We start from the raw sequence: 18,664 nt of genomic DNA, 5'->3' as shown, positions 1-18,664 counted from the left end.
CGACCCTCGTGACCGCCGATGCCTCACCCGAACCGCAGCCCTGCGCGCCCTGCCGCGGCACGGGCAAGGTGATCTCGAACCTCGGCGGGTCCCCGTCGACCATCGACTGCCCCTGGTGCGACGGCACCGGCACGTTCATCCCGGGCCATGACGCGCAGGCCGCGCGCCGCGATGCGCCCGAGAACGCCTCCTGACGAACCGGACATCCGTCCAGTCGGGGCATGGACCGGCTGAACCCGTACGGGCTCGGGTCGATGTACGGGACACGCCAGGGACATCCCCAACGACTCCGGGGGGTCTGGCAAGAGCCAATCACGCCATACCCCCGTTGCAAGGAGGGGACATGTTCACCAAGCTGCGCGAGCGCGCCGCTGAGGAGCAGGGCTTCACGCTCATCGAGCTCCTCGTTGTCATCCTGATCGTCGGCATCCTCGCCGCGATCGCGCTGCCCGTCTTCCTGGGCCAGCAGAAGAAGGGCCAGGACGCGTCGGCCAAGTCCGATGCCCGCAACCTCGTCTCGCACGTCGAGTCCTGCGCGACCGACAGCGCCGGCGACTACACCGGCTGCACCACCGCTGCTCTGACGACGGCCGGCACCGGCCTCTCGATGGGCACCGGCACGGGCCAGGTCGAGGTCAGCGCCGTCAACGGCACGACCGGCTACACGATCGTCGCCCACTCGAAGTCGGGCAACAACTTCACGATCACGAAGTCCGGCTCGACGATGAGCCGCACCTGCACCACCGCCGGCCAGGGCGCCTGCCCGACGGGCGGCAACTGGTAGTCCACCCGGACGCCAACCGCATCTGTCCTCGAGAGGGCGGGCCGCACGGCCCGCCCTTTCGACCTTAAAAGCGCTCCATCGGCCGTCCATCTCTGGACGCCTTCGCTCACGACTCGGAAGCGTCCAGCCGAAGCCGCGGATGTGATCAACCATCTCCGCGGTCGGATTGCCGACGACCGTGGCTTCACGATCATCGAGACCCTCGTCGCCTCGGTCCTCCTCCTCGGCGGCGTCATCGGGAGCCTCACCATGCTGTCGGTCGCCAACGACCGGACCGTGGTCAACCAGGGGCGCGAGGCAGGAACGAACCTCGCCCGTGACGTCGTGGAGGCAGCGAACGCGCTGCCCTACGAGAAGCTGACCGACGCGACGATCACCGACGCGCTGAAGGCCACGCCCGGCCTGGGCAGCGCCGGCTCCACCTGGACGGTGCTGCGCCGCGGCCTGCGCTACACGGTGACGAGCACCGCCTGCACGATCGACGACCGCGTCGACGGCTACGGCGCCTCGTGGATCAAGAACGCGGGCGGCTGGTGCGCCGACTCGGCCGGCACCGACAACAACCTGATGACCCAGGACCGCGCGCCCGACGACATGCGCCGCGTCTCGGTCACGGTCACGTGGACCCAGAAGGGCCAGACCCGCACCGTCACGCAGGCCGCGGTCGTCCCGAACCCCGGCAACGCCGGCGGCCCGCAGGTCACGAACCTCACGTACTCGCCGGGCGTCATCGGCCCGAACACCGTCGTCACGTTCACGGCGACGGTGCCGTCGGCAACGGCGGCGATCGTCCGCTTCTTCGTCGACGGCGCCCAGGCGGGCGCGGGCACGAAGTCGGGCACGCAGTGGACGTGGAACTGGGACACGACCGGCCTGCCGGACGCGACCTCCACGATCACCGCCCAGGCCTACGACGCCGAGGGCCGCTCGCGCGGCGCCTTCCCGGCGATCGTGAAGATCGACCGCAATCCGGCCCTCGCGCCGTCCGGCTTCGCGGGCGGGCGGAACCTCAGGTTGATGGCGTCGGGGTCGAACTCCGTGGTGGACATGGAGTGGAACCAGAGCGACGACCCGGACGTCTTCGGCTACCGCGTCTACCGCGGCAACTCCTCGAGCCGCGTGCTCGTCTGCGAGAAGCTGCGCGAGCAGGACGCCGACCCGACGCAGTGCACGGACACGAACCCGCCCGCGAGCTCGCCGGTGGCCTACGCGGTCGTCTCGCTCGACCGCGACCCGGTCAGCGGCGCGACGCGCGAGACCGTCGACCCGGAGTACGTCCCGTTCGCGACCGACAACGACGTGCCCGGCGCGCCGGGCGGCCTGACCGCCACGAAGACGTCCGAGGGCAGCGTCGTGCTCGACTGGAGCGCCGCGAACCCGGGCAGCGGCGAGCCGCTGCGCTTCTACCGGATCTACCGCGACGGCGTGCTGCTCGCGAGCCGCTACAGCCGCACGCAGGGCACCGGCACGACGTGGACGGACCCGGTGCCGTCCGCCGCCACGCACACCTACTACGTGACCGCGGTCGACTCGCTCTTCGGCGAGTCGGCTCCGACCCCCGGGGTGACGAAGTGAAGCTCCTGAGCCGCCTGCGCAGTGACGCCGGCTACACGCTGGCCGAGCTGCTGATCGCGACGACCCTGACGCTCGGCGTGATCGGCGCGACGCTGACGGTCTTCGAGGGCAGCGACAGGACGTCGCGCCGCGCGCAGCAGCAGTCCGAGCAGCAGGACGCCGCCCGTCACGCGATCGACCGCATCGCCCGCGAGCTGCGCAACCAGGCGACGCCGACCGCCTCGCTGCCGGTCGCGGTGCTGAAGGCGACGTCGACGGACATCGCGTTCGTCGCGGTCGGGACGAAGAGGCCCCCCGGCAGCCAGAACAGCCGCAACCTGCACCGCGTCCGCTATTGCCTGAACCCCGAGACCCGGATCCTCTGGTGGCAGGAGCGCACGTGGACTAGCGCGCTGCCGCCCGCCGACGTCCCGGACACGAGCTCGTGCCCGTCGACGTCGGGCTGGACGACGACGTCGCCGCTCGTCGACCGCGTCTCGAACGTGACCGGCGCGATGAGCCGCCCGGTGTGGACCTTCGGCCCCGCCGGCGCCACCTCCCCCGACCAGATCCGCACGGTCACGACGCAGGTCTTCGTCGACGCCGACCCGAATGCGTCGCCGCTCGAGTCCGAGCTGAGCACGACGGTCTTCCTGCGCAACCAGAACCGCGCGCCGGTGGCGAGCATGCAGGCCCGCGCCATCGGCGACGGCCACGTCCTGCTCGTCGGCAGCCAGTCCTCCGATCCGGAGGGGCAGACGTTGAACTACACGTGGAGGGACAACGGGCAGGTCATCGAGACCTGCGACACGCCGGTCTGCGACTACAAGCCGCCGGCCCGCGGGACCCGCTCGTTCTCGCTCGAGGTCTCGGACCCGTCCGACCTCTCGGCCAGCGGCGGCACCGTCGCAGTGGAGGTGCCGTGATGCGCGCCCGGATGCGACTCGCCGACGAGGGCGGCTGGGCGGTCGTCACCGCCCTGCTGCTCATGACGATCATGCTCGGCGTCGGCATGGCGACGCTGGCGTCGGTCGACACCCAGCAGCAGCAGGCCGGAGTCGAGCGCGTGAAGGAGCGCGCGTTCAACCTCACCGAGGCGGTCCTCGACGCCCAGGCCTTCCAGCTCGCGCGGCGCTGGCCGCTGCCGAGCGCCAGTGGCGGCGCGCCCGCCGCGCCGTACCCGGCCAGCTGCACGGGCAGCATCTCCTCGCCGGCGCCGCCCGCGGACGTGCGCTGCCCCGACCCCACCCGCTTCGCGTCGGCGTTCGCCGGCCCGGACCTGGGGGCGGGGGCGTCGTTCACGACCGAGGTGCGCGACAACGGCGCCAGCGCGGTCGACTTCTACGACCCGGTGGTCGTCCCGGCGCAGCCGACCTACGACGCCAACAACGACGGCCGCATGTGGGTCAAGGCGACGTCGGCGGCGAAGGGCCGCACCCGCTCGATCGTCGCGCTCGTGCGCGCCGACGTGCAGGTGGTGCAGTTCCCGCGCAAGACGATCATCGCGGGCAGCCTCTCGACGTCGAACAACGGCAACAAGATCATCGTCGACACCGACGGCCTGCTCGGGAACGTCGCGGCCGAGCCGGCGGGCGTCTCGCTGCGCTGCGCAGCCGGCAACGGCTGCCTCGACGTGCCGAACACCAAGGAGCAGGTCTCCCCGCCGGTCATCGACTACGACTACCCGAACCCGCAGGCGCTCGACGACTCGACGCTCGCGCTGCTGCGCGAGCAGGCCGCCTCGAACGGCACGCTCTACCCGACGTGCCCGCCGTCGCTGACCGGCTCGATCGTCTACATCGACTCGGGCGACTGCTCGTACGGCGCCAACGACGTGGGGAACCCGCCGCCGGGCGATCCGGGCGTCGTGATCATGCGGTCGGGCACGCTGTACCTCGGCGGCAACTACACGTTCAACGGCATCGTCTACCTGCTCAACCAGCAGGGCTCGGGCGGCGACTGCGTGCAGATCCACGGCACGGCGTCCGTCAACGGAGCGGTGTTCGTCGACGGCAGCTGCGGCGTCATCGCCGGGTCGAGCAAGGAGAACGTCGCCTACGACCAGCGGTCCTTCGGGAACCTCAGGATCGCGAGCGACGGGGCGATCGTGCGCAATACCTGGCGCGAGCTGCCGAGTACATAGGCATGCTCGAATCCGTCGCCGCCGCCGGCGGCCTGATCATCGGCTCGTTCCTCAACGTGGTCGCGTACCGCCTGCCCGCCGGGCAGTCGCTCGTGACACCCGCCTCGCGCTGCCCCGGCTGCGAGACGCCGATCCGGCCGTACGACAACGTCCCCGTGCTGTCGTGGCTGCTCCTGCGCGGGCAGTGCCGCAAGTGCGGCGAGCGGATCTCGGCGCGCTACCCGCTCGTGGAAGCGCTGACGGCGGCGCTCTTCGCTGCGGTCGTCCTCGCGCACGGCTGGAGCGCCGAGACCGCGCTCGGCCTCCTGCTCGTGGGGCTGCTCGTCCCGATCGCGCTCATCGACCTCGAGGCGCAGCGCATCCCGAACAAGCTCACGTACCCCGGCGCCGTGGCGGCCGTCGCCCTCGGCTTCGCGCTCGACCCGTCGGGCGAGCCCGAACGCCTGCTCGCCGGCCTCATCGGCGGCGGCGCGCTCTTCACGATCTGCATGATCCACCCGCGCGGCATGGGCATGGGCGACGCGAAGCTCGTCGGCATGCTCGGGCTCTTCCTCGGCACGGCGGTCGTCGCCGCGTTCGCGGTCGCGCTCGTCGCCGGGACCGTCGTCGGCGTGGCGGTCCTCGCCCGCACCGGCATGACCGCGGGGCGCAAGACGCGCATCCCGTTCGGGCCGTTCCTGGCCATCGGCGGCGTGGTCGCCCTGCTGGCCGGCGACCCGATCGTCAGCTGGTACGCCGGCCTCCTCGGCTGAGGCGCGCCGGCGCTCGGAACCGTCCACCGGAGCTGGACGAAATGCCACTCAAGCCGAAGCTGACTGAAGTTCTGGGCGGAGCGGTCGACGTACGGGGCACCGTGTCACGCTCTCCGAAGCAGAAGCGCCCCGTCGTGGGCCTCGACATCGAGCCCGGGTCGGTCGCCGCCGCCCAGGTGCAGGTGAACGGCACCCTGTCGGTCGTGCAGGCGGCGTCGGCGCCCCTCGCGCCGAACGTGGTCCGCGACGGCGAGGTCGCCGACGTCGAGGCGCTCGCGGAGACGCTCAAGACCCTCTTCCGCGATCACAACCTCGATCGCCGCGTGCGGGTCGGTGTCGCCAACCAGCGCATCGTCGTCCGCATGCTCGACCTCCCGCCCGTCGAGGATCCGAAGGAGCTCGACGCGGTTGTGCGCTTCCAGGCGCAGGAGGAGCTGCCGATGCCCCTCGACGAGGCGGTCCTCGACTTCCACGTCCTCGGCATCATCGAGACGCCGGACGGGCCGCGCCAGCGCGCGATCCTCGTCGCGGCGCGCCGCCAGATGATCGAGTCGGTCGTCGCCGCCGTCCGCGCCGCCGGCCTGCGCCCGGAGGGGATCGACCTCTCCGCTTTCGCCATGGTCCGGGCGCTCGACGACGGCCAGCCGGCTCCGACGCTCTTCCTCAACGTCGGCGGCCTGACGAACCTCGCGATCGCCGAGAGCGGCACCGTTCTCTTCACCCGCGTCTCGGGCAGCGGCCTCGAGGGCATGGCCGGGGTGCTCGCCGAGCGCCGCGGGCTGCCGATCGAGGAGGCCCGCTCCGCGATCCTGCGCGTCGGCCTCACCGGGCCGATCGAGCCGGGCGACGAGGAGGAGGCGGGCATGGCCCGCTCCGTCCTCTCCGACGGCGTCCGCCGCATCGCCGGCGAGGCGCGCGCGTCCCTGGACTTCCACCACGCCGCCGCGGGCGGCGGCACGCCCGTCGAGCGTGCCGTGGTCACCGGCCCGGTGGTCGGCATCGCCGGCTTCATCGAGGCCCTCACCGACGAGCTCGGCCTGCCCGTCGTGGCCGGCACGGTCGCCGGTGGCGACGACGCCAGCTTCGGCGCCCGCTACGCGGTCGCGGCCGGCCTGGCCATCGAGGAGGGGCTGTCGTGAAGGCCGTCAACCTGATCCCGAAGGACCTGCGGGGCGCGAGCGCGCCCGGCCGCACCGGCATCGGCGTCTACCTCGTGCTCGGGGCCCTCGCGGCCGCCGTGGTCCTCGTCACCGCGTGGGGCCTGGCCACGCGCTCGGTGACCAACAAGCAGAACGAGGTCACCCGCGTGACCAACGAGGCCGCCCTGGCCGAGCAGCAGGCCGGCGAGCTGGAGCCGTACAAGCGGTTCGCCGAGCTGCGCGCCAAGCGCTCGGAGACGGTCTCGGCCCTCGCCCGCAACCGCTTCAACTGGCCGTACGCGCTCCGCGAGGTCTCGCGGGTGCTGCCGGACGGCACGTGGCTGAACTCGCTCGTCGGCACCGTCGCGCCTGGCGTGACGATCGACGACGCGAACAGCGGCGACACCTCGACGCTGCGCAGCCAGCTGCAGGTGCCGGCGCTCGAGCTGACCGGCTGCTCGATGAGCCAGTCGCAGGTCGCCAAGTACCTCGCCTCGCTGCGCCTGATCGACGGCGTCACCCGCGTCTCGCTCTCCGCCTCGGAGAAGATGGACACGTCGGGCGGCGGCGGCGGTGGCGTCGGCGCGTCGGACTCCGACTGCCGCCAGGGCAACTCCGACATCCCCAAGTTCGGCGTGGTCGTGTTCTTCGAGCGCTCGACCGCCACGGCGAGCACCTCGACGCCGGGCTCCGCGGCCGCCACCACCGCCGCGGCGACGGGCGCGACCGGCACGGCCAACGGCTCGACCAGCAAGCCCCCGGTTCAGCAGGAGGCGGGCAAGTGACCCAGCGTGATCGCACCGTTCTGATCGTCGTGGGCTTCGCCGCCCTGCTCGCCGGCTTCTGGTTCGGCGTGCTCGCGCCGAAGCGCAAGGAGGTCAAGGCTCTCGACCAGCAGGTCGCCGAGCAGACCACCCGCCGCGACCAGGCGCTCGCCGCCGTCGCGACCGGCAAGCAGGCCCGCGAGAACTTCGACGAGGACTACGCCGAGATCGCCAAGCTCGGCAAGGCGGTCCCGGTGACCGACCAGGTCCCGTCGCTCGTCTACCAGGTCCAGAGCGCCGCCGACAAGACCGGCGTCGACTTCCGCGTGCTCAAGCTGCGCGCCGGTGCGGGCGGTGCCCCGTCGGCGGCGGCGGGCGTGGCCGCGACCCAGTCGGCCGCCGCGGTCGCGCCTCCGGGCTCGAGCGTCGGCCCCGCCGGCTTCCCGACCCTGCCGTTCACCTTCAAGTTCGAGGGCGAGTTCTTCCGCATGGAGCGCATGCTCTCCGCGGTCGAGCAGTTCACCTCGACGCTGGGCAAGACCGGCGGCGTCACGGCCGACGGCCGCCTGCTGACGGTCGACGGCTTCAGCATCGGGCCGAGCAAGCTCCGCCACTTCCCGTACATCAGCGCGTCGGTCACCGCGACCGCGTACGTGCTGCCGCCCGGCGAGGGCGCCTTCGCGGGCGCGACGCCGGCGGGCCCGGCAACCGCCGGCGCCACGACCGGCGCCGCTCCGGCGACCGGGACGACGGGCACGGGCACCACCGGCACCGGCACGCCCGGCACCGGCGGCACCACGACCACCCCGCCGGCCACGACGCCGGCTCCCCGTTCCACGACCGCCTCCGTGACTGGAGTGACCCCGTGAGCTTCGCCCGCAACCTCATCGCCGACCTCGTCGCCAAGCGGCTGTGGCCGGTGGCGGCCGCGCTCGTCGTCGCGCTCGTCGCGGTGCCCTTCGCCCTGAAGGGCAGCCCCGAGGAGCCCACCGCGCCCGCGCCGGTCGCAAGCGGCGGCGCCTCGGCCGCGGACACCGCGGCGGTCGTCTCGCTGGCCGACGACGGCCCGCGTGGTGGCAAGAGCACCACGGGCCGCAACCCCTTCGAGCAGAAGGACGTCGCGCCGGAGGCCGACCAGTCGGTCACCGCCGCCGAGGAGACGACGACCGCGGCTGCGGGCGTCGACGACGTCATCGCCGCGGCGAAGGCCGCCGTCGGCAGCGACTCGGGCTCCTCGTCCGTGCCGGCTTCCTCGCTGCCCGGCCTGGGCGACGTCACGCCGGTCGGCGGCTCGACCGGTGGCTCGACGCCGAAGGCCGCGCCCAAGACGAGCTCGAACGAGAGCTACAGCGTCGACATCCGCTTCGGTCAGGACGGCGTCCTGAAGAAGCAGAACGACGTCGCGCGCCTCTCGCCGCTGCCGTCCGCGAGCAACCCGTTCTTCGTCTTCCTCGGCGTCCTCGCCGACGGCAAGACCGCGATGTTCCTCGTCTCCTCGGACGCCGAGGTCACGGGCGACGGCAAGTGCCTGCCCAAGGCCGACGCGTGCGAGCGCGTCGAGATGAAGGCCGGCGACACCGAGTTCTTCGACGTCACGACGCCGGATGGCCAGTCGATCCAGTACCAGCTCGACCTCGTCCGCGTCGCGCGTGAGACGAAGGCCAACGCGGCGGTCGCCGCGGCCGCCCGCGTCCGCGAGTCGGCCGACGGCCGCCGCATCCTGCGCCACGCCGTCGACAGCGGCCAGGTGTCGATCGCGGATCTCGCCTACTCGCCGCAGATGGGGCTCGTCGTCCCGTCGGGCAAGGACCAGGACCTGCCGGGCAGCCTGTTCGCGGGCTACCGCGTGGACCTGCAGTTCGGCGAGCCGGGCGAGCTGGTCAAGCGCTACAACCTCGCGCGCCTGACGCCGCTGCCCTCCGTCGACTCGCCGTCCCTGCTGTTCATGGGCGTGCTGAGCGACGGCGAGACCGCGCTCTTCCTCAACCCGACGCGTGCCGCGGCCAGCGGCGACGCCGTCTGCAACCCGACGCCGGAGCAGTGCGACCGCGTCGAGCTCAAGGCCGGCCAGACCGCGATGTTCGACGTCGCGACGATGGACGGGCAGACGACGCGCTACCAGCTGGACATCGACGCGGTGAGCCCGGTGCGCATGGCGACGAAGTCCGCCGCCTTCGCCTACCGGATGCGCGAGTCGAAGGCCGGCCGCGTCGTCCTGCGGCGCCTCATCGACGAGGTGGGCGAGCTGGTCGCCGACCTGAGCTTCTCGCCGCGCAGCGGCTCGGTCGTCCCGGTGGACGGCCCGCAGGCCCCCAAGCCCGAGGCCGGCACCCCGCCGACGCCGGGCGAGGAGGCGCAGGTCGCCGCCGCCGACGGCTCCGACGAGGAGTGAGCACGCCGCGCCACTAGGCTCTTCGGCCTGATGGCGCTCAGGATGACCACCGCCGGGGAGTCGCATGGCCCCGGTCTGACATGCATCGTCGAGGGTCTCCCGGCCGGGCTCGTGCTCGACCGGGAGTCGATCGACCTCGACATGGCCCGCCGCCAGCTCGGTCACGGGCGCGGCGGGCGCATGAAGATCGAGCGCGACCACGCCGACGTGACGTCCGGCGTCCGCCACGGCCGCACGCTCGGCGGCCCTATCGCCCTCCGCGTTCCCAACCGCGACTACGCGAACTGGGAGGAGCGGATGAACCCGTGGCCCGTCGACGCCGACGTCGACGAGGTCCATCTCCCGCGTCCGGGCCACGCCGATCTCGTCGGCACCTGGAAGTACCGCCTCAGCGACGTCCGCGACATCCTCGAGCGCGCCAGCGCCCGGGAGACCGCGGCGCGCGTCGCCGGCGGGGCGCTGGCGAAGGCGTTCCTGCGCGCGCTCGGCGTCGAGGTCGTCTCGCACGTCGTGCAGATCGGCTCGGTCACGGCGTCGCCGCCCGATCCGCTCGAGCTTGAGCACTTCACCGGCGTCGACGACGACCCGGTTCGCTGCCTCGATCCCGACGCGTCGGCCGCGATGGTCGAGCACATCAACGTCCAGCGGAAGGCGAACGAGTCGATCGGCGGCGTCTTCGAGGTCCGCGCGTACGGCGTGATCCCCGGCCTCGGGTCGCACGTCTCGTGGGAGGAGCGCCTCGACGGCCGCCTCGCCATGGCGCTCGCGTCGATCCAGTCGTGCAAGGGCGTCGGGCTCGGCGACGGCTTCGACCTCGCCGCGACGCCGGGCTCGCAGGCCCACGACGAGATCTTCTTCGACGACGAGCGCGGCTTCCACCGGGTCACGAACCACTCGGGCGGCCTCGAGGGCGGCATGACGACGGGCGAGCCGCTCGTCGCGCGCGCCGTGCTCAAGCCGCTGCCGACGCTGACGCAGCCGCTGCGCTCCGTCGACCTCGAGACGCACGAGCCGGCCAAGGCGCTGAAGGAGCGCACCGACTCCTGCGTCGTGCCCGCCGGCGGCGTCGTCGGCGAGGCGATGATCGCCTTCGTGCTCGCCAAGGCCTACCGCGAGAAGTTCGGCGGCGACCACATCGACGACGTGCGCGAAGCCGTCGACCGGTACGCCGAGCGGATCGGGTGGAACCGCTCACGCGTGGCGTGAGCCCCTCCGGGACCGTGTTGGTCTTCACCGGCTTCATGGGAGCCGGGAAGACGACGGCGGCGAAGACGGCGGCGCGGGTGCTCGACGTCGACCAGGCCGACGCCGACCACGTCTTCGAGGAGCGCCACGGGCCGATCGAGCGGTTCTTCGCCGACCACGGCGAGGCCGCGTTCCGCGAGCGTGAGGAGGCGATCGTCCTCGAGCTGCTCGGCCGCGGCGAAGGCGTCCTGGCGCTCGGCGGCGGGGCGGTCGAGTCTCCGCGGATCCGCGAGGCGCTGCAGGATCACCGCGTCGTGTGGCTCGACGTCGCGCTCGAGACCGCGTGGTCGCGCGCCTCGCGCGGGGCCAGCACGGTCCGGCCGCTCGCCCGCGACCGCGACGCGTTCGCCGCGCGCTTCACCGCGCGCCGGCCGCTCTACGAGTCGGTCGCCGACGCGGTGCTGCCCGGCGGCTTCGCCGTCGAGCGCGCCCTGCCGTGGATCGAGGCCCTGCCGCGCGGCAGCCGGCTCGTGTGGGCGCCGACCGATGGCGGCCAGTACCCGGTCATCGTCGGGCCCGGCGTCCGCGCGCTCGAGGCCGAGCTGCCCGGCCGCCGGTTCCTCATCACCGACGACCGCGTCTCGCCGCTGTGGGCGGCCGAGGTCCCGCACGACCACCGGCTCGTCGTGTGGGCGGGGGAGGAGCACAAGACGCTGGCGGCCGCCGAGCACCTGTGGCGCGAGCTCGCCCGCCTCGGCGCGACGCGCGGCGATCACGTCTGCGCGCTGGGCGGCGGCGTCGTCGGCGACCTCGCGGGGTTCGTGGCCGCGACCTACCAGCGCGGCGTCCCGGTCGTGCAGGTGCCGACGACGGTGGTCGGCCAGGTCGACTCGGCGATCGGCGGCAAGACCGGCGTCGACCTGCCGGAGGCGAAGAACTACGTCGGCGCCTACCACCAGCCGCGTGCCGTGCTGGCCGACACCGAGACGCTCGCGACGCTGCCGCCCGAGGAGCGCGCGGCGGGCTACGCGGAGGTCGTCAAGACGGCGATCATCGCCGGCGGCGCGCTGTGGGACCGCGTCGCGAGCGGCGCGCCGATCGATCCGGAGATCGTCTTCGGCTGCGCGCTCACGAAGACGCGGATCGTCGCCGCGGACGAGCGCGACGGCGGTCTCCGTCAGGTCCTCAACCTGGGGCACACCGTCGGGCACGCGCTGGAGACGGTCACCGGCTACGGCCGCTTCCGCCACGGCGAGGCGGTCGGCCTGGGGCTGCTCGCCGCGTTGCGCCTCTCGGGCCAGAGCGAGCTGCGGGCGCGCGTCCGCGAGCTGCTCGCCGCGGCCGGGCTGCCGACGTCGTTCCCCGACATCGACGCCGCCGCGGTCGTCGCGGCGACGAAGCGCGACAAGAAGCGCGTGGCGGGCGACGGGTCGGTCCCGTTCGTGCTCGTGGAGGCGCCCGGCGAGGTGGTCCACGGGGCGGCCGTGGACGACGACGCCGTGCTGTCCGCCGTGGAAGAGTTGCGCCGGTGAGGAACCGCGTTGAGGTCATGCACGGCGTCAACCTCGATCAGCTGGGGCGCCGCGATCCCGGCCACTACGGCGGCCTGACGTTCGACGAGCTGGAGCGCCGGATCGGCGACCAGGCGCGCGAGCTCGGGCTCGAGGCGCGGTTCTTCCAGACCAATCACGAGGGCGAGTTCGTCGAGCACCTGCACCGCCTCGACGGCCTGACCGACGGCGTCGTGCTCAACCCGGGCGCGTGGACGCACTACGCGTGGGCGATCCACGACGCGCTCGAGCTGACCGGCCTGCCCGCCGTCGAGGTCCACCTGTCCGACGTGATGGCCCGCGAGGAGTGGCGCCACGTGTCGGTCATCCGCGACGTCTGCATCGCGACCGTCACCGGCAAGGGGCCCGACGGCTACGCCGACGCGCTCGCCGCGCTCAAGGAGGCCTTCGCCGCATGACCGATCCGTCGCGGATCGAGCGCATCGTCGCCGCGCTGGAGGAGCGCGAAGTCGACGCGCTGCTGAGCACCGACCTCGTCAACGTGCGCTGGGCGTGCGGCTTCACCGGCACGAACGCGGCGATCGTCGTGGGCCCGGACGTGCGGCGGTTCCTCACCGACTTCCGCTACCTCACGCAGGCGGCCGACCAGGTCGGCGACGCGCTCGAGCGCGAGATCGCCACCGACCTGCTCGAGCAGGCGATCACGCGGCTGCCGGACGGGATCCGGCTCGGCTTCGAGGACGACCACGTGACGGTCAAGGCGCATACGCGGCTGGCGGAGCTCGCCGGCGACCGGCTCGAGCTCGTGCCGTGCGGCGGCGTCATCGAGGAGCTGCGGCTCGTCAAGGACGCGGACGAGATCGCGACGATCCGCCGCGCCGCCGAGCTGGCCGATGCCGCGCTGGAGGAGGTGCTCGCCGAGGGCGTCGTCGGCAAGACCGAGCGCGACGTCGCCGTGGCGATCGAGTTCGCGATGCGCCGGCGCGGCGCGTCGGGTGCCTCGTTCCCGACGATCGTCGCCGCGGCCGACAACGGCGCGCGCCCGCACGCGGTGCCGCGCGACGTCGCGATCCCGGCGGGCGTGCTGCTGACGATCGACTGGGGCGCGATGCTCGACGGCTACGCGTCGGACTGCACCCGGACGTTCGCGACCGGTGAGCTCGACCCGCGCGACCGCGAGGTGTTCGACCTCGTGCTGCGCGCCCAGGAGGAGTCGCTCGCCGCGGTCCGGCCGGGACCGCTCGGCAAGGAGGTCGACGCGGTGGCGCGCGAGATCATCGACGCCGCCGGGCACGCCGAGCACTTCGGCCACGGCCTCGGGCACGGCGTCGGGCTCGACGTCCACGAGGGCCCGACGCTGTCCAAGCGCGGCGACGTCGCGCTCGCCGCCGGGCACGTCGTCACGGTCGAGCCGGGCGTCTACATCCCGGGTCACGCCGGCGTGCGCATCGAGGACCTCGTCGTCGTGACCGAGGACGGCCACGACGTCCTCAGCACGCTGCCGAAGGGCTTGCGGACGCTCACATGAGGTTCGCGGCGCGCTTCGCGGGGCCGCCGGGGACCGCGAACGGCGGCGTGATCGCCGGGACGCTCGCCGGGGAAGGTCCCGCCGAGGTGACCATCCGCCGCCCCGTCCCGATCGAGACGGACCTCGACTTCGATGGCACCGAGCTCCGCGATGGGGACGGAGAGGTGCTGGCCCGGCTCTCCCCGGCCGAGACCCCGCAACTCGAGGAGATCGCCGCGCGGGCGCCGCGCGTCGACTACGAGGACGCGGTGGCGGCGGCGCGGGCGACGCCGCTCGCCGAGGGGCATCCGTTCCCCGGCTGCTTCGGGTGCGGGCCGGATCACCCTCACGGGCTTCACTGCCTCGCCGGGCCGGTCGCTGGCCGCGATGGCCTCTGGGCGGTCGGGTGGGTGCCGGAGGAGACCGCGGCGCCGGTCGTCTGGGCGGCGCTGGACTGCCCCAGCAGCACGCCGGTCGTGCCGGTCGACGGGAACCCACCGCACGTCCTCGGCCGGATCGCCGGGCGGCTGCTCGCGCCGGTCGCGGTCGGCGAGCCGCACGTCGTCGTGGCGTGGGCGCTCGGGGCGGAGGGTCGGCGCAAGCACGCGGCGTCCGCGGTGCTCGGCCCCGACGGCGGCGTCCGGGCGATCGCGCGGGCGACGTGGGTCGCGCTCACGCCCCGCTAGCGGTGAAGACGCCGCTGCGGTGGCGCGCCGCCGGCGTCTTTCGGCGCGGCGGCTTGCCCCCAGCTTGTCCCGGTGCGGCGGGGCGCCCCCGGCCTCTCTCGGCGCGGCGGCGCGCCCCACGGCCTCTCCCGGCGCGGCGGCGCGCCCCACGGCCTCTCCCGGCGCGCCGGATCGTTGGCTTCTCTTTCGTCGTTCGCGGTCGCGGGGGCCGGCGAGGAAGGGGGTTCTGCGGTTCGTGGTCTTTCGGTCCGACTTCGTCGCGCCAGTGGGGTTAGCAACGTGCCACACCGCCCACCCGCACCCGCGCTCGGTCGTTTCGTGTCGCGCCCAGCGCGCTCGGTCGCCCCGGCCGTCCCGGGCCCCGGCGAGTGCTTCCGGGGGATGGTTTCGCGACGGGGCACGAGTCACCGCCGAAGGGAACGTGCACCGCCGGCACCCCCGGCGGTCGCGGTGCACGAAACCTTCGCTATGCGAACGAAACGTGCACCGCACCCGCCCCGGACGCAAGGCGGTGCACGAACCTTTCGCTATGCGATAGGAACGTGCACCGCACCCGTGAAATCGGACGGCGGTGCACGAACCTTTCGCTATGCGGAACGAACGTGCACCGGAATCGCCGGGAACGACGACGGTGCACGAATGTCACGGCGCGAAACCATCCCCGGGAGCACTCGCCCGGGCCCGGGACGGCCGAGGAAACCGCGCGTAAGAGGCGCGACCCGAACGACCCGTGCGCGGACGCGGGGGACGCGGTGTGGCACGTTGCTAACCCCACTGGCGCGACGAAGACGGACCGAACGACCACCTCACTGGAACCCCTCCCTCGCTGCCCCCGCGACCGCGAGCGCCGAAGGTCAAGAGGCAAGCCGGCGCGGCGGGGAAGCACCTACCGCAACAGCGCCGAACGCTCGGCCACCACCGTCGCCCGCGCGGCGACGCGGGCCGGCTTGGTCCACCGGTGCCACGTCTCGACGACCTCGAAGCCGAGCGGCGCAAGCAGGCCCGGGGTGGGGGCAAGGGCGAACGCCCCTGTCGCCCCCTCGAGCGCGTAATGCGCGAGGACCGCGTGAACGAGGCGCCCGGCGTGGCCGGACCCGTGCGCGGTGAGCGGGCCCCAGACGCCGAGGAGGTCCTCGTCGACGGTGACGGCGAGCAGCGCGGCCGCGCGGCCGTCCTCGTCGCGGGCGAGCCAGACGTCGGCGTCGGTGAACGCCGGGACAGCTTCGACGTCGAGATCGAGGGCGTCCGCGACGACCGCCGAGGCCTCGGGCTCGACGGCGCGCTCGACGCCCCGCGACGGCGCGTCGGCGGCGAGCTCCGGCGTCAGCGTCGCGGCGACGAGCGAGACCTCGCCGCCGTGATCGATCCCGCACGCCGCCGCAGCGGCGGCACAGCGGCCGGCGTCGGCCGGGGCGGCCAGCAGCGAGGCGGGCAGGTCGCCGAGCCCCGCCACGACGCGGCGCAGGTCGACGTCGGCGGACACGCCGGAGAGGAAGGCGCCGTTGAGCAGCGGATGCGCGACCCCGGTCGCCACCAGGCACGACCCGCGCCCGAGCTGCCCGACGCCGAGGTCGGTCAGCGGAACGGGTCGGTGGGCGTGGTCGCAGACACGTGCACGCAGGACGCGCGGATCCAGAGCCGTCGGCATGGAGGGACCGTACGGAAGCCGCCCGCCGTTCTGTGTGAGCTACGTCGCGGTCTCCATGCCGTGGACGCGGCCGCGGTAGGCGTTCAGCTCCTTCGAGCTCTCGCCCGCGGCGAGCCGCACGACGCCGGGAGCGACGTCGCAGAGCGCGCACGCCTCGGCGAGCACCGTCGCGCCCGCGGCGACGGCCGCCCACTGGTTCGGCGCCCACACGGGGAAGGTCAGCTCCATCCAGCCGTCGTCGCGGCTCGCGATCTGCGACGGATACGGCTCGGTGTCCTCGCTCGCGTAGGCCGCGAGCGCGTCGAACATGCGGTCGCACCGGGCGTCCGGGCTCGGCGCCGGGTTGCGGATCTCCAGCTCGGCCTCGACGACCCAGAGGTGATGGAAACGCGGCATGGCGGGGATCCTACGCCCGGCGCGTGGCACCCTGTAGGCGTGCCGTCGCGAGCTTTCCTCACCGGTGTGCTGGCCGTCACCGTCCCGGCCGGCGCGGTCGCCCTCGCACTGGCGGTCGGCGACGGCGACGGCACGCCCGCGCGCCTGCCGGTCAACACCGTCCAGGGCGCGCCCGCGACGCTCGGCCCGTCGCTCGTCAACGGCAAGATCCCGACGCGCCCGCTCGCGCCGACCGCGCCCGCGGCGCCCTCCGCCGCCGCGCCCGACTACGCGATGGCCACGAAGACCGGCAACCGGATGGTGGCGGCGCTCATCCGCCGCCTGCGCGGCGAGCTGCGCGCGAAGCGGCTCACCACCGCGGCGGGCGTCAGCACCGCGATCGGCGCCGGCCTCGCGCGCATCGCCGCGCGCGGCTTCGACGAGGTCTACGACGCCGACGTGCGGCGAGCGATCGGCGACGCGCTCGACCGCGACCTCGTCGCGGCCGGGATCGACCCCGCCGCGATCGTCATCGGGTGACCGAGGCCGCCCACTGGCTCAAGACGCTGGGGCGCGCCGGGTGGTCGCTGCCCGACGACTGGCTCGCCGGCGACGGGCTCACCCGGCTCGAGCGCACGTGGTTCCCCCGCCGCCCGCGGATGGACCCCGGCGACCGCGTCGTCCTCTACGCCGCCGGCTGGCGGCGCGTCTTCGCCCTCGCCGAGGTGACCGAGGAGCCGACGGACCGGCACGCGAACAGCTTCAACCCCGCGCGGTGGCCGTGGTCGGTCGCGCTGGAGCCGCTGGTCGTCGTCCCGCGGCTCGAGAACGCGCCGCCCGTCGAGGCGATCGGCGTCGCCGCGCGCTCGATGAGCCAGCAGTCGCACATCCGCCTGCGCCCGGAGCACTGGGCCCGGGCGGTCGAGGCGATCGCGTCAGTCGCCCTCTAGCGCGGGGTGAACGTGCACGGCATCGACCCGACCGCGTTGATGAAGGAGCCGTCGAAGTAGCTCGGCTCGCCGGCCTCGATGTCGGGCAGCCGCGTCAGCAGCTCGGTGAAGATCGCGCGCAGCTGCGTCCGCGCCAGCGAGGCGCCGAGGCAGTAGTGCGGCCCGCCGCCGCCGAACCCGACGTGGTGGTTCGGGTCGCGCGAGACGTCGAACCGGTACGGGTCCTCGAACGCGCTCTCGTCCCGGTTGGCCGACGTGTAGAAGAGGATGACCTTGTCGCCCTCCTTGATGGTCTCGCCGTGCAGCTCGACGTCGCGCGTGGCGGTCCGGCGGAAGTCCATGACCGGGGTCGCCCAGCGGACGAGCTCCTCCACCGCGGCGGGCATCCGCCCCTCGAGGTCCTCGACGAGGTAGGAGCGCTGGTCCGGGTGGACCGTCAGCGCGCGCATGCCCAGGGACGTCGTGTGGCGCGTCGTGTCGTTGCCGGCGACCGACAGCAGGATGAAGAACGCGCCGATCTCCGCGTGGGTGAGCTTCTCGCCGTCGACCTCGGCCTGGACGAGCGCGGTCATGAGGTCGTCGCCGGGATGCTGCTCGCGGAACGACGCGAGCTCGGTCGCGAACTGCGTCAGCTCCCAGATCGCCTCGCCCATGACCAGCAGCGGCTCACGGCCCTTCGTCACCTCAGGATCGAGCACGGTGACGAGCACGTCGGCCGCGTGCACGACGCGCTCGCGGTCGGCCTCCGGCACGCCGATCATGTGGCTGATCGTCATGAGCGGCAGCCGTTTGGCGATGAGCTCGACGAAGTCGCCGCCGCCCGTCCCCGCCGCCTCCTCGACGACGATCCGGGCGTTCGCGCGGATCCCGTCCTCGATCCGCTTGACCTGCCTCGGCGTGAACGCCGACGACACGAGGCCGCGCAGCTTCGTGTGGCGCGGGGCGTCCATCGCGAGGAACGACTGCGTCGCCTCGAGCATCTCGGGCGGCGACTCGCCGAACATGACGCCCTGCCCCGAGCAGAACGTCTTCGGGTCGCGGCTCATGCGCCGCACGTCGTCGTAGCGGACGACGGCCCAGTAGCCGTCGTCCGGGTCGACGCCGAGGTTGAAGATGTCGTCGGGCGTCCGGTGCCAGGTGAGCGGGCGGTTCCGTCGCAGCTCCTCGAAGACGGGCTCGCGAGGCTCGGGGCCCTGCCGCCAGAAGTCGAGGCTCGAGAGATCGGTGAGGAGGTCGCCGTCAGCCATGGCCGGCACTCTACGCCCCGGACTGGC

At 73.4% G+C, this 18,664-nt stretch carries 20 protein-coding genes; 17 read left to right on the top strand and 3 right to left on the bottom strand.

Features of this window, described 5'->3' with window-relative positions; all coding sequences use genetic code 11:
* The first annotated feature begins 8 nt into the window (after positions 1–8).
* The 15 genes from AC1UE4_RS06905 to AC1UE4_RS06835 all read left to right on the top strand — a co-directional run bounded on the left by AC1UE4_RS06905 (position 9) and on the right by AC1UE4_RS06835 (position 14,417).
* Entirely contained in the window at positions 9–194 is a 186-nt protein-coding gene (locus AC1UE4_RS06905; protein WP_482916482.1) for a hypothetical protein, read from the top strand.
* Between the two features lie 149 nt (positions 195–343).
* The gene (locus AC1UE4_RS06900) at positions 344–784 is read left to right on the top strand and encodes a type IV pilin protein (RefSeq protein WP_482916481.1); all 441 of its coding nucleotides are present in this window, start codon (positions 344–346) and stop codon (positions 782–784) included.
* Between the two features lie 141 nt (positions 785–925).
* Positions 926–2,359 carry an Ig-like domain-containing protein gene (locus AC1UE4_RS06895; RefSeq protein ID WP_482916480.1) on the top strand — a complete coding sequence of 478 codons (1,434 nt, stop codon included), beginning with the start codon at positions 926–928 and terminating at the stop codon, positions 2,357–2,359.
* The gene (locus tag AC1UE4_RS06890; protein ID WP_482916479.1) at positions 2,356–3,264 is read left to right on the top strand and encodes a PulJ/GspJ family protein; all 909 of its coding nucleotides are present in this window, start codon (positions 2,356–2,358) and stop codon (positions 3,262–3,264) included. The genes AC1UE4_RS06895 and AC1UE4_RS06890 overlap by 4 nt, the downstream gene beginning before the upstream one ends.
* The gene (locus AC1UE4_RS06885; protein ID WP_482916478.1) at positions 3,264–4,481 is read left to right on the top strand and encodes a hypothetical protein; all 1,218 of its coding nucleotides are present in this window, start codon (positions 3,264–3,266) and stop codon (positions 4,479–4,481) included. The genes AC1UE4_RS06890 and AC1UE4_RS06885 overlap by 1 nt, the downstream gene beginning before the upstream one ends.
* Before the next feature lie 2 nt (positions 4,482–4,483).
* The gene (locus AC1UE4_RS06880; protein ID WP_482916477.1) at positions 4,484–5,233 is read left to right on the top strand and encodes a prepilin peptidase; all 750 of its coding nucleotides are present in this window, start codon (positions 4,484–4,486) and stop codon (positions 5,231–5,233) included.
* A 101-nt stretch (positions 5,234–5,334) separates the two neighbouring features.
* Positions 5,335–6,372: a pilus assembly protein PilM gene (pilM, locus tag AC1UE4_RS06875; RefSeq protein ID WP_482916476.1), complete on the top strand. Its 1,038-nt coding sequence runs from the start codon at positions 5,335–5,337 to the stop codon at positions 6,370–6,372.
* On the top strand, positions 6,369–7,157 hold the full coding sequence (locus AC1UE4_RS06870) for a PilN domain-containing protein (protein WP_482916475.1): 789 nt from the start codon (positions 6,369–6,371) through the stop codon (positions 7,155–7,157). Before pilM ends, AC1UE4_RS06870 begins: the two co-directional genes overlap by 4 nt.
* Positions 7,154–8,005 carry a hypothetical protein gene (locus AC1UE4_RS06865; RefSeq protein ID WP_482916474.1) on the top strand — a complete coding sequence of 284 codons (852 nt, stop codon included), beginning with the start codon at positions 7,154–7,156 and terminating at the stop codon, positions 8,003–8,005. Before AC1UE4_RS06870 ends, AC1UE4_RS06865 begins: the two co-directional genes overlap by 4 nt.
* A complete protein-coding gene (locus AC1UE4_RS06860; protein WP_482916473.1) occupies positions 8,002–9,528 on the top strand; it encodes a hypothetical protein in 1,527 nt (508 codons plus the stop codon). The genes AC1UE4_RS06865 and AC1UE4_RS06860 overlap by 4 nt, the downstream gene beginning before the upstream one ends.
* 30 nt (positions 9,529–9,558) lie before the next feature.
* A complete protein-coding gene (gene aroC / locus AC1UE4_RS06855; protein ID WP_482916472.1) occupies positions 9,559–10,734 on the top strand; it encodes a chorismate synthase in 1,176 nt (391 codons plus the stop codon).
* 14 nt (positions 10,735–10,748) lie between these two features.
* Positions 10,749–12,245: a bifunctional shikimate kinase/3-dehydroquinate synthase gene (locus tag AC1UE4_RS06850; protein ID WP_482916471.1), complete on the top strand. Its 1,497-nt coding sequence runs from the start codon at positions 10,749–10,751 to the stop codon at positions 12,243–12,245.
* Positions 12,242–12,682 (top strand): type II 3-dehydroquinate dehydratase, encoded by a 441-nt coding sequence (locus tag AC1UE4_RS06845; protein ID WP_482916470.1) that lies wholly within the window; start codon positions 12,242–12,244, stop codon positions 12,680–12,682. The genes AC1UE4_RS06850 and AC1UE4_RS06845 overlap by 4 nt, the downstream gene beginning before the upstream one ends.
* A complete protein-coding gene (locus AC1UE4_RS06840) occupies positions 12,679–13,752 on the top strand; it encodes a M24 family metallopeptidase (RefSeq protein ID WP_482916469.1) in 1,074 nt (357 codons plus the stop codon). Before AC1UE4_RS06845 ends, AC1UE4_RS06840 begins: the two co-directional genes overlap by 4 nt.
* Positions 13,749–14,417 carry a hypothetical protein gene (locus AC1UE4_RS06835; RefSeq protein ID WP_482916468.1) on the top strand — a complete coding sequence of 223 codons (669 nt, stop codon included), beginning with the start codon at positions 13,749–13,751 and terminating at the stop codon, positions 14,415–14,417. Before AC1UE4_RS06840 ends, AC1UE4_RS06835 begins: the two co-directional genes overlap by 4 nt.
* Positions 14,418–15,303: 886 nt before the next feature.
* Here AC1UE4_RS06835 and AC1UE4_RS06830 read toward each other — a convergent pair.
* Together AC1UE4_RS06830 and AC1UE4_RS06825 are read right to left on the bottom strand one after the other, a co-directional pair.
* A complete protein-coding gene (locus AC1UE4_RS06830; RefSeq protein WP_482916467.1) occupies positions 15,304–16,065 on the bottom strand; it encodes a hypothetical protein in 762 nt (253 codons plus the stop codon).
* A 39-nt stretch (positions 16,066–16,104) separates the two neighbouring features.
* Complete coding sequence (locus AC1UE4_RS06825) at positions 16,105–16,461, bottom strand: hypothetical protein (RefSeq protein WP_482916466.1); 357 nt, start codon at positions 16,459–16,461, stop codon at positions 16,105–16,107.
* Between the two features lie 39 nt (positions 16,462–16,500).
* Here AC1UE4_RS06825 and AC1UE4_RS06820 point away from each other — a divergent pair, with 39 nt between their 5' ends.
* Both AC1UE4_RS06820 and AC1UE4_RS06815 read left to right on the top strand, forming a co-directional pair.
* Complete coding sequence (locus AC1UE4_RS06820) at positions 16,501–16,980, top strand: hypothetical protein (RefSeq protein ID WP_482916465.1); 480 nt, start codon at positions 16,501–16,503, stop codon at positions 16,978–16,980.
* Positions 16,977–17,390, top strand: a complete 414-nt coding sequence (locus tag AC1UE4_RS06815) for a hypothetical protein (protein ID WP_482916464.1) — start codon at positions 16,977–16,979, stop codon at positions 17,388–17,390. Before AC1UE4_RS06820 ends, AC1UE4_RS06815 begins: the two co-directional genes overlap by 4 nt.
* Here the strand turns inward: AC1UE4_RS06815 and AC1UE4_RS06810 are convergent.
* The gene (locus AC1UE4_RS06810; RefSeq protein WP_482916463.1) at positions 17,387–18,637 is read right to left on the bottom strand and encodes a cytochrome P450; all 1,251 of its coding nucleotides are present in this window, start codon (positions 18,635–18,637) and stop codon (positions 17,387–17,389) included. The two genes, AC1UE4_RS06815 and AC1UE4_RS06810, sit on opposite strands and share 4 nt — an antisense overlap.
* Positions 18,638–18,664 lie beyond the last annotated feature (27 nt).

The sequence above is a fragment of the Parviterribacter kavangonensis genome (assembly GCF_056863335.1).
This window is presented reverse-complemented; position numbering and strand designations above follow the sequence as displayed.

Bases quoted from the DNA above. Each gene is read 5' to 3' on its own strand.
- AC1UE4_RS06900 (WP_482916481.1), top strand. From the start codon at position 344: ATGTTCACCAAGCTGCGCGAGCGCGCCGCTGAGGAGCAGGGCTTCACG.
- AC1UE4_RS06885 (WP_482916478.1), top strand. From the start codon at position 3,264: ATGCGCGCCCGGATGCGACTCGCCGACGAGGGCGGCTGGGCGGTCGTC.
- AC1UE4_RS06880 (WP_482916477.1), top strand. From the start codon at position 4,484: ATGCTCGAATCCGTCGCCGCCGCCGGCGGCCTGATCATCGGCTCGTTC.
- aroC (WP_482916472.1), top strand. From the start codon at position 9,559: ATGGCGCTCAGGATGACCACCGCCGGGGAGTCGCATGGCCCCGGTCTG.
- AC1UE4_RS06840 (WP_482916469.1), top strand. From the start codon at position 12,679: ATGACCGATCCGTCGCGGATCGAGCGCATCGTCGCCGCGCTGGAGGAG.
- AC1UE4_RS06835 (WP_482916468.1), top strand. From the start codon at position 13,749: ATGAGGTTCGCGGCGCGCTTCGCGGGGCCGCCGGGGACCGCGAACGGC.
- AC1UE4_RS06830 (WP_482916467.1), bottom strand. From the start codon at position 16,065: ATGCCGACGGCTCTGGATCCGCGCGTCCTGCGTGCACGTGTCTGCGAC.
- AC1UE4_RS06825 (WP_482916466.1), bottom strand. From the start codon at position 16,461: ATGCCGCGTTTCCATCACCTCTGGGTCGTCGAGGCCGAGCTGGAGATC.
- AC1UE4_RS06810 (WP_482916463.1), bottom strand. From the start codon at position 18,637: ATGGCTGACGGCGACCTCCTCACCGATCTCTCGAGCCTCGACTTCTGG.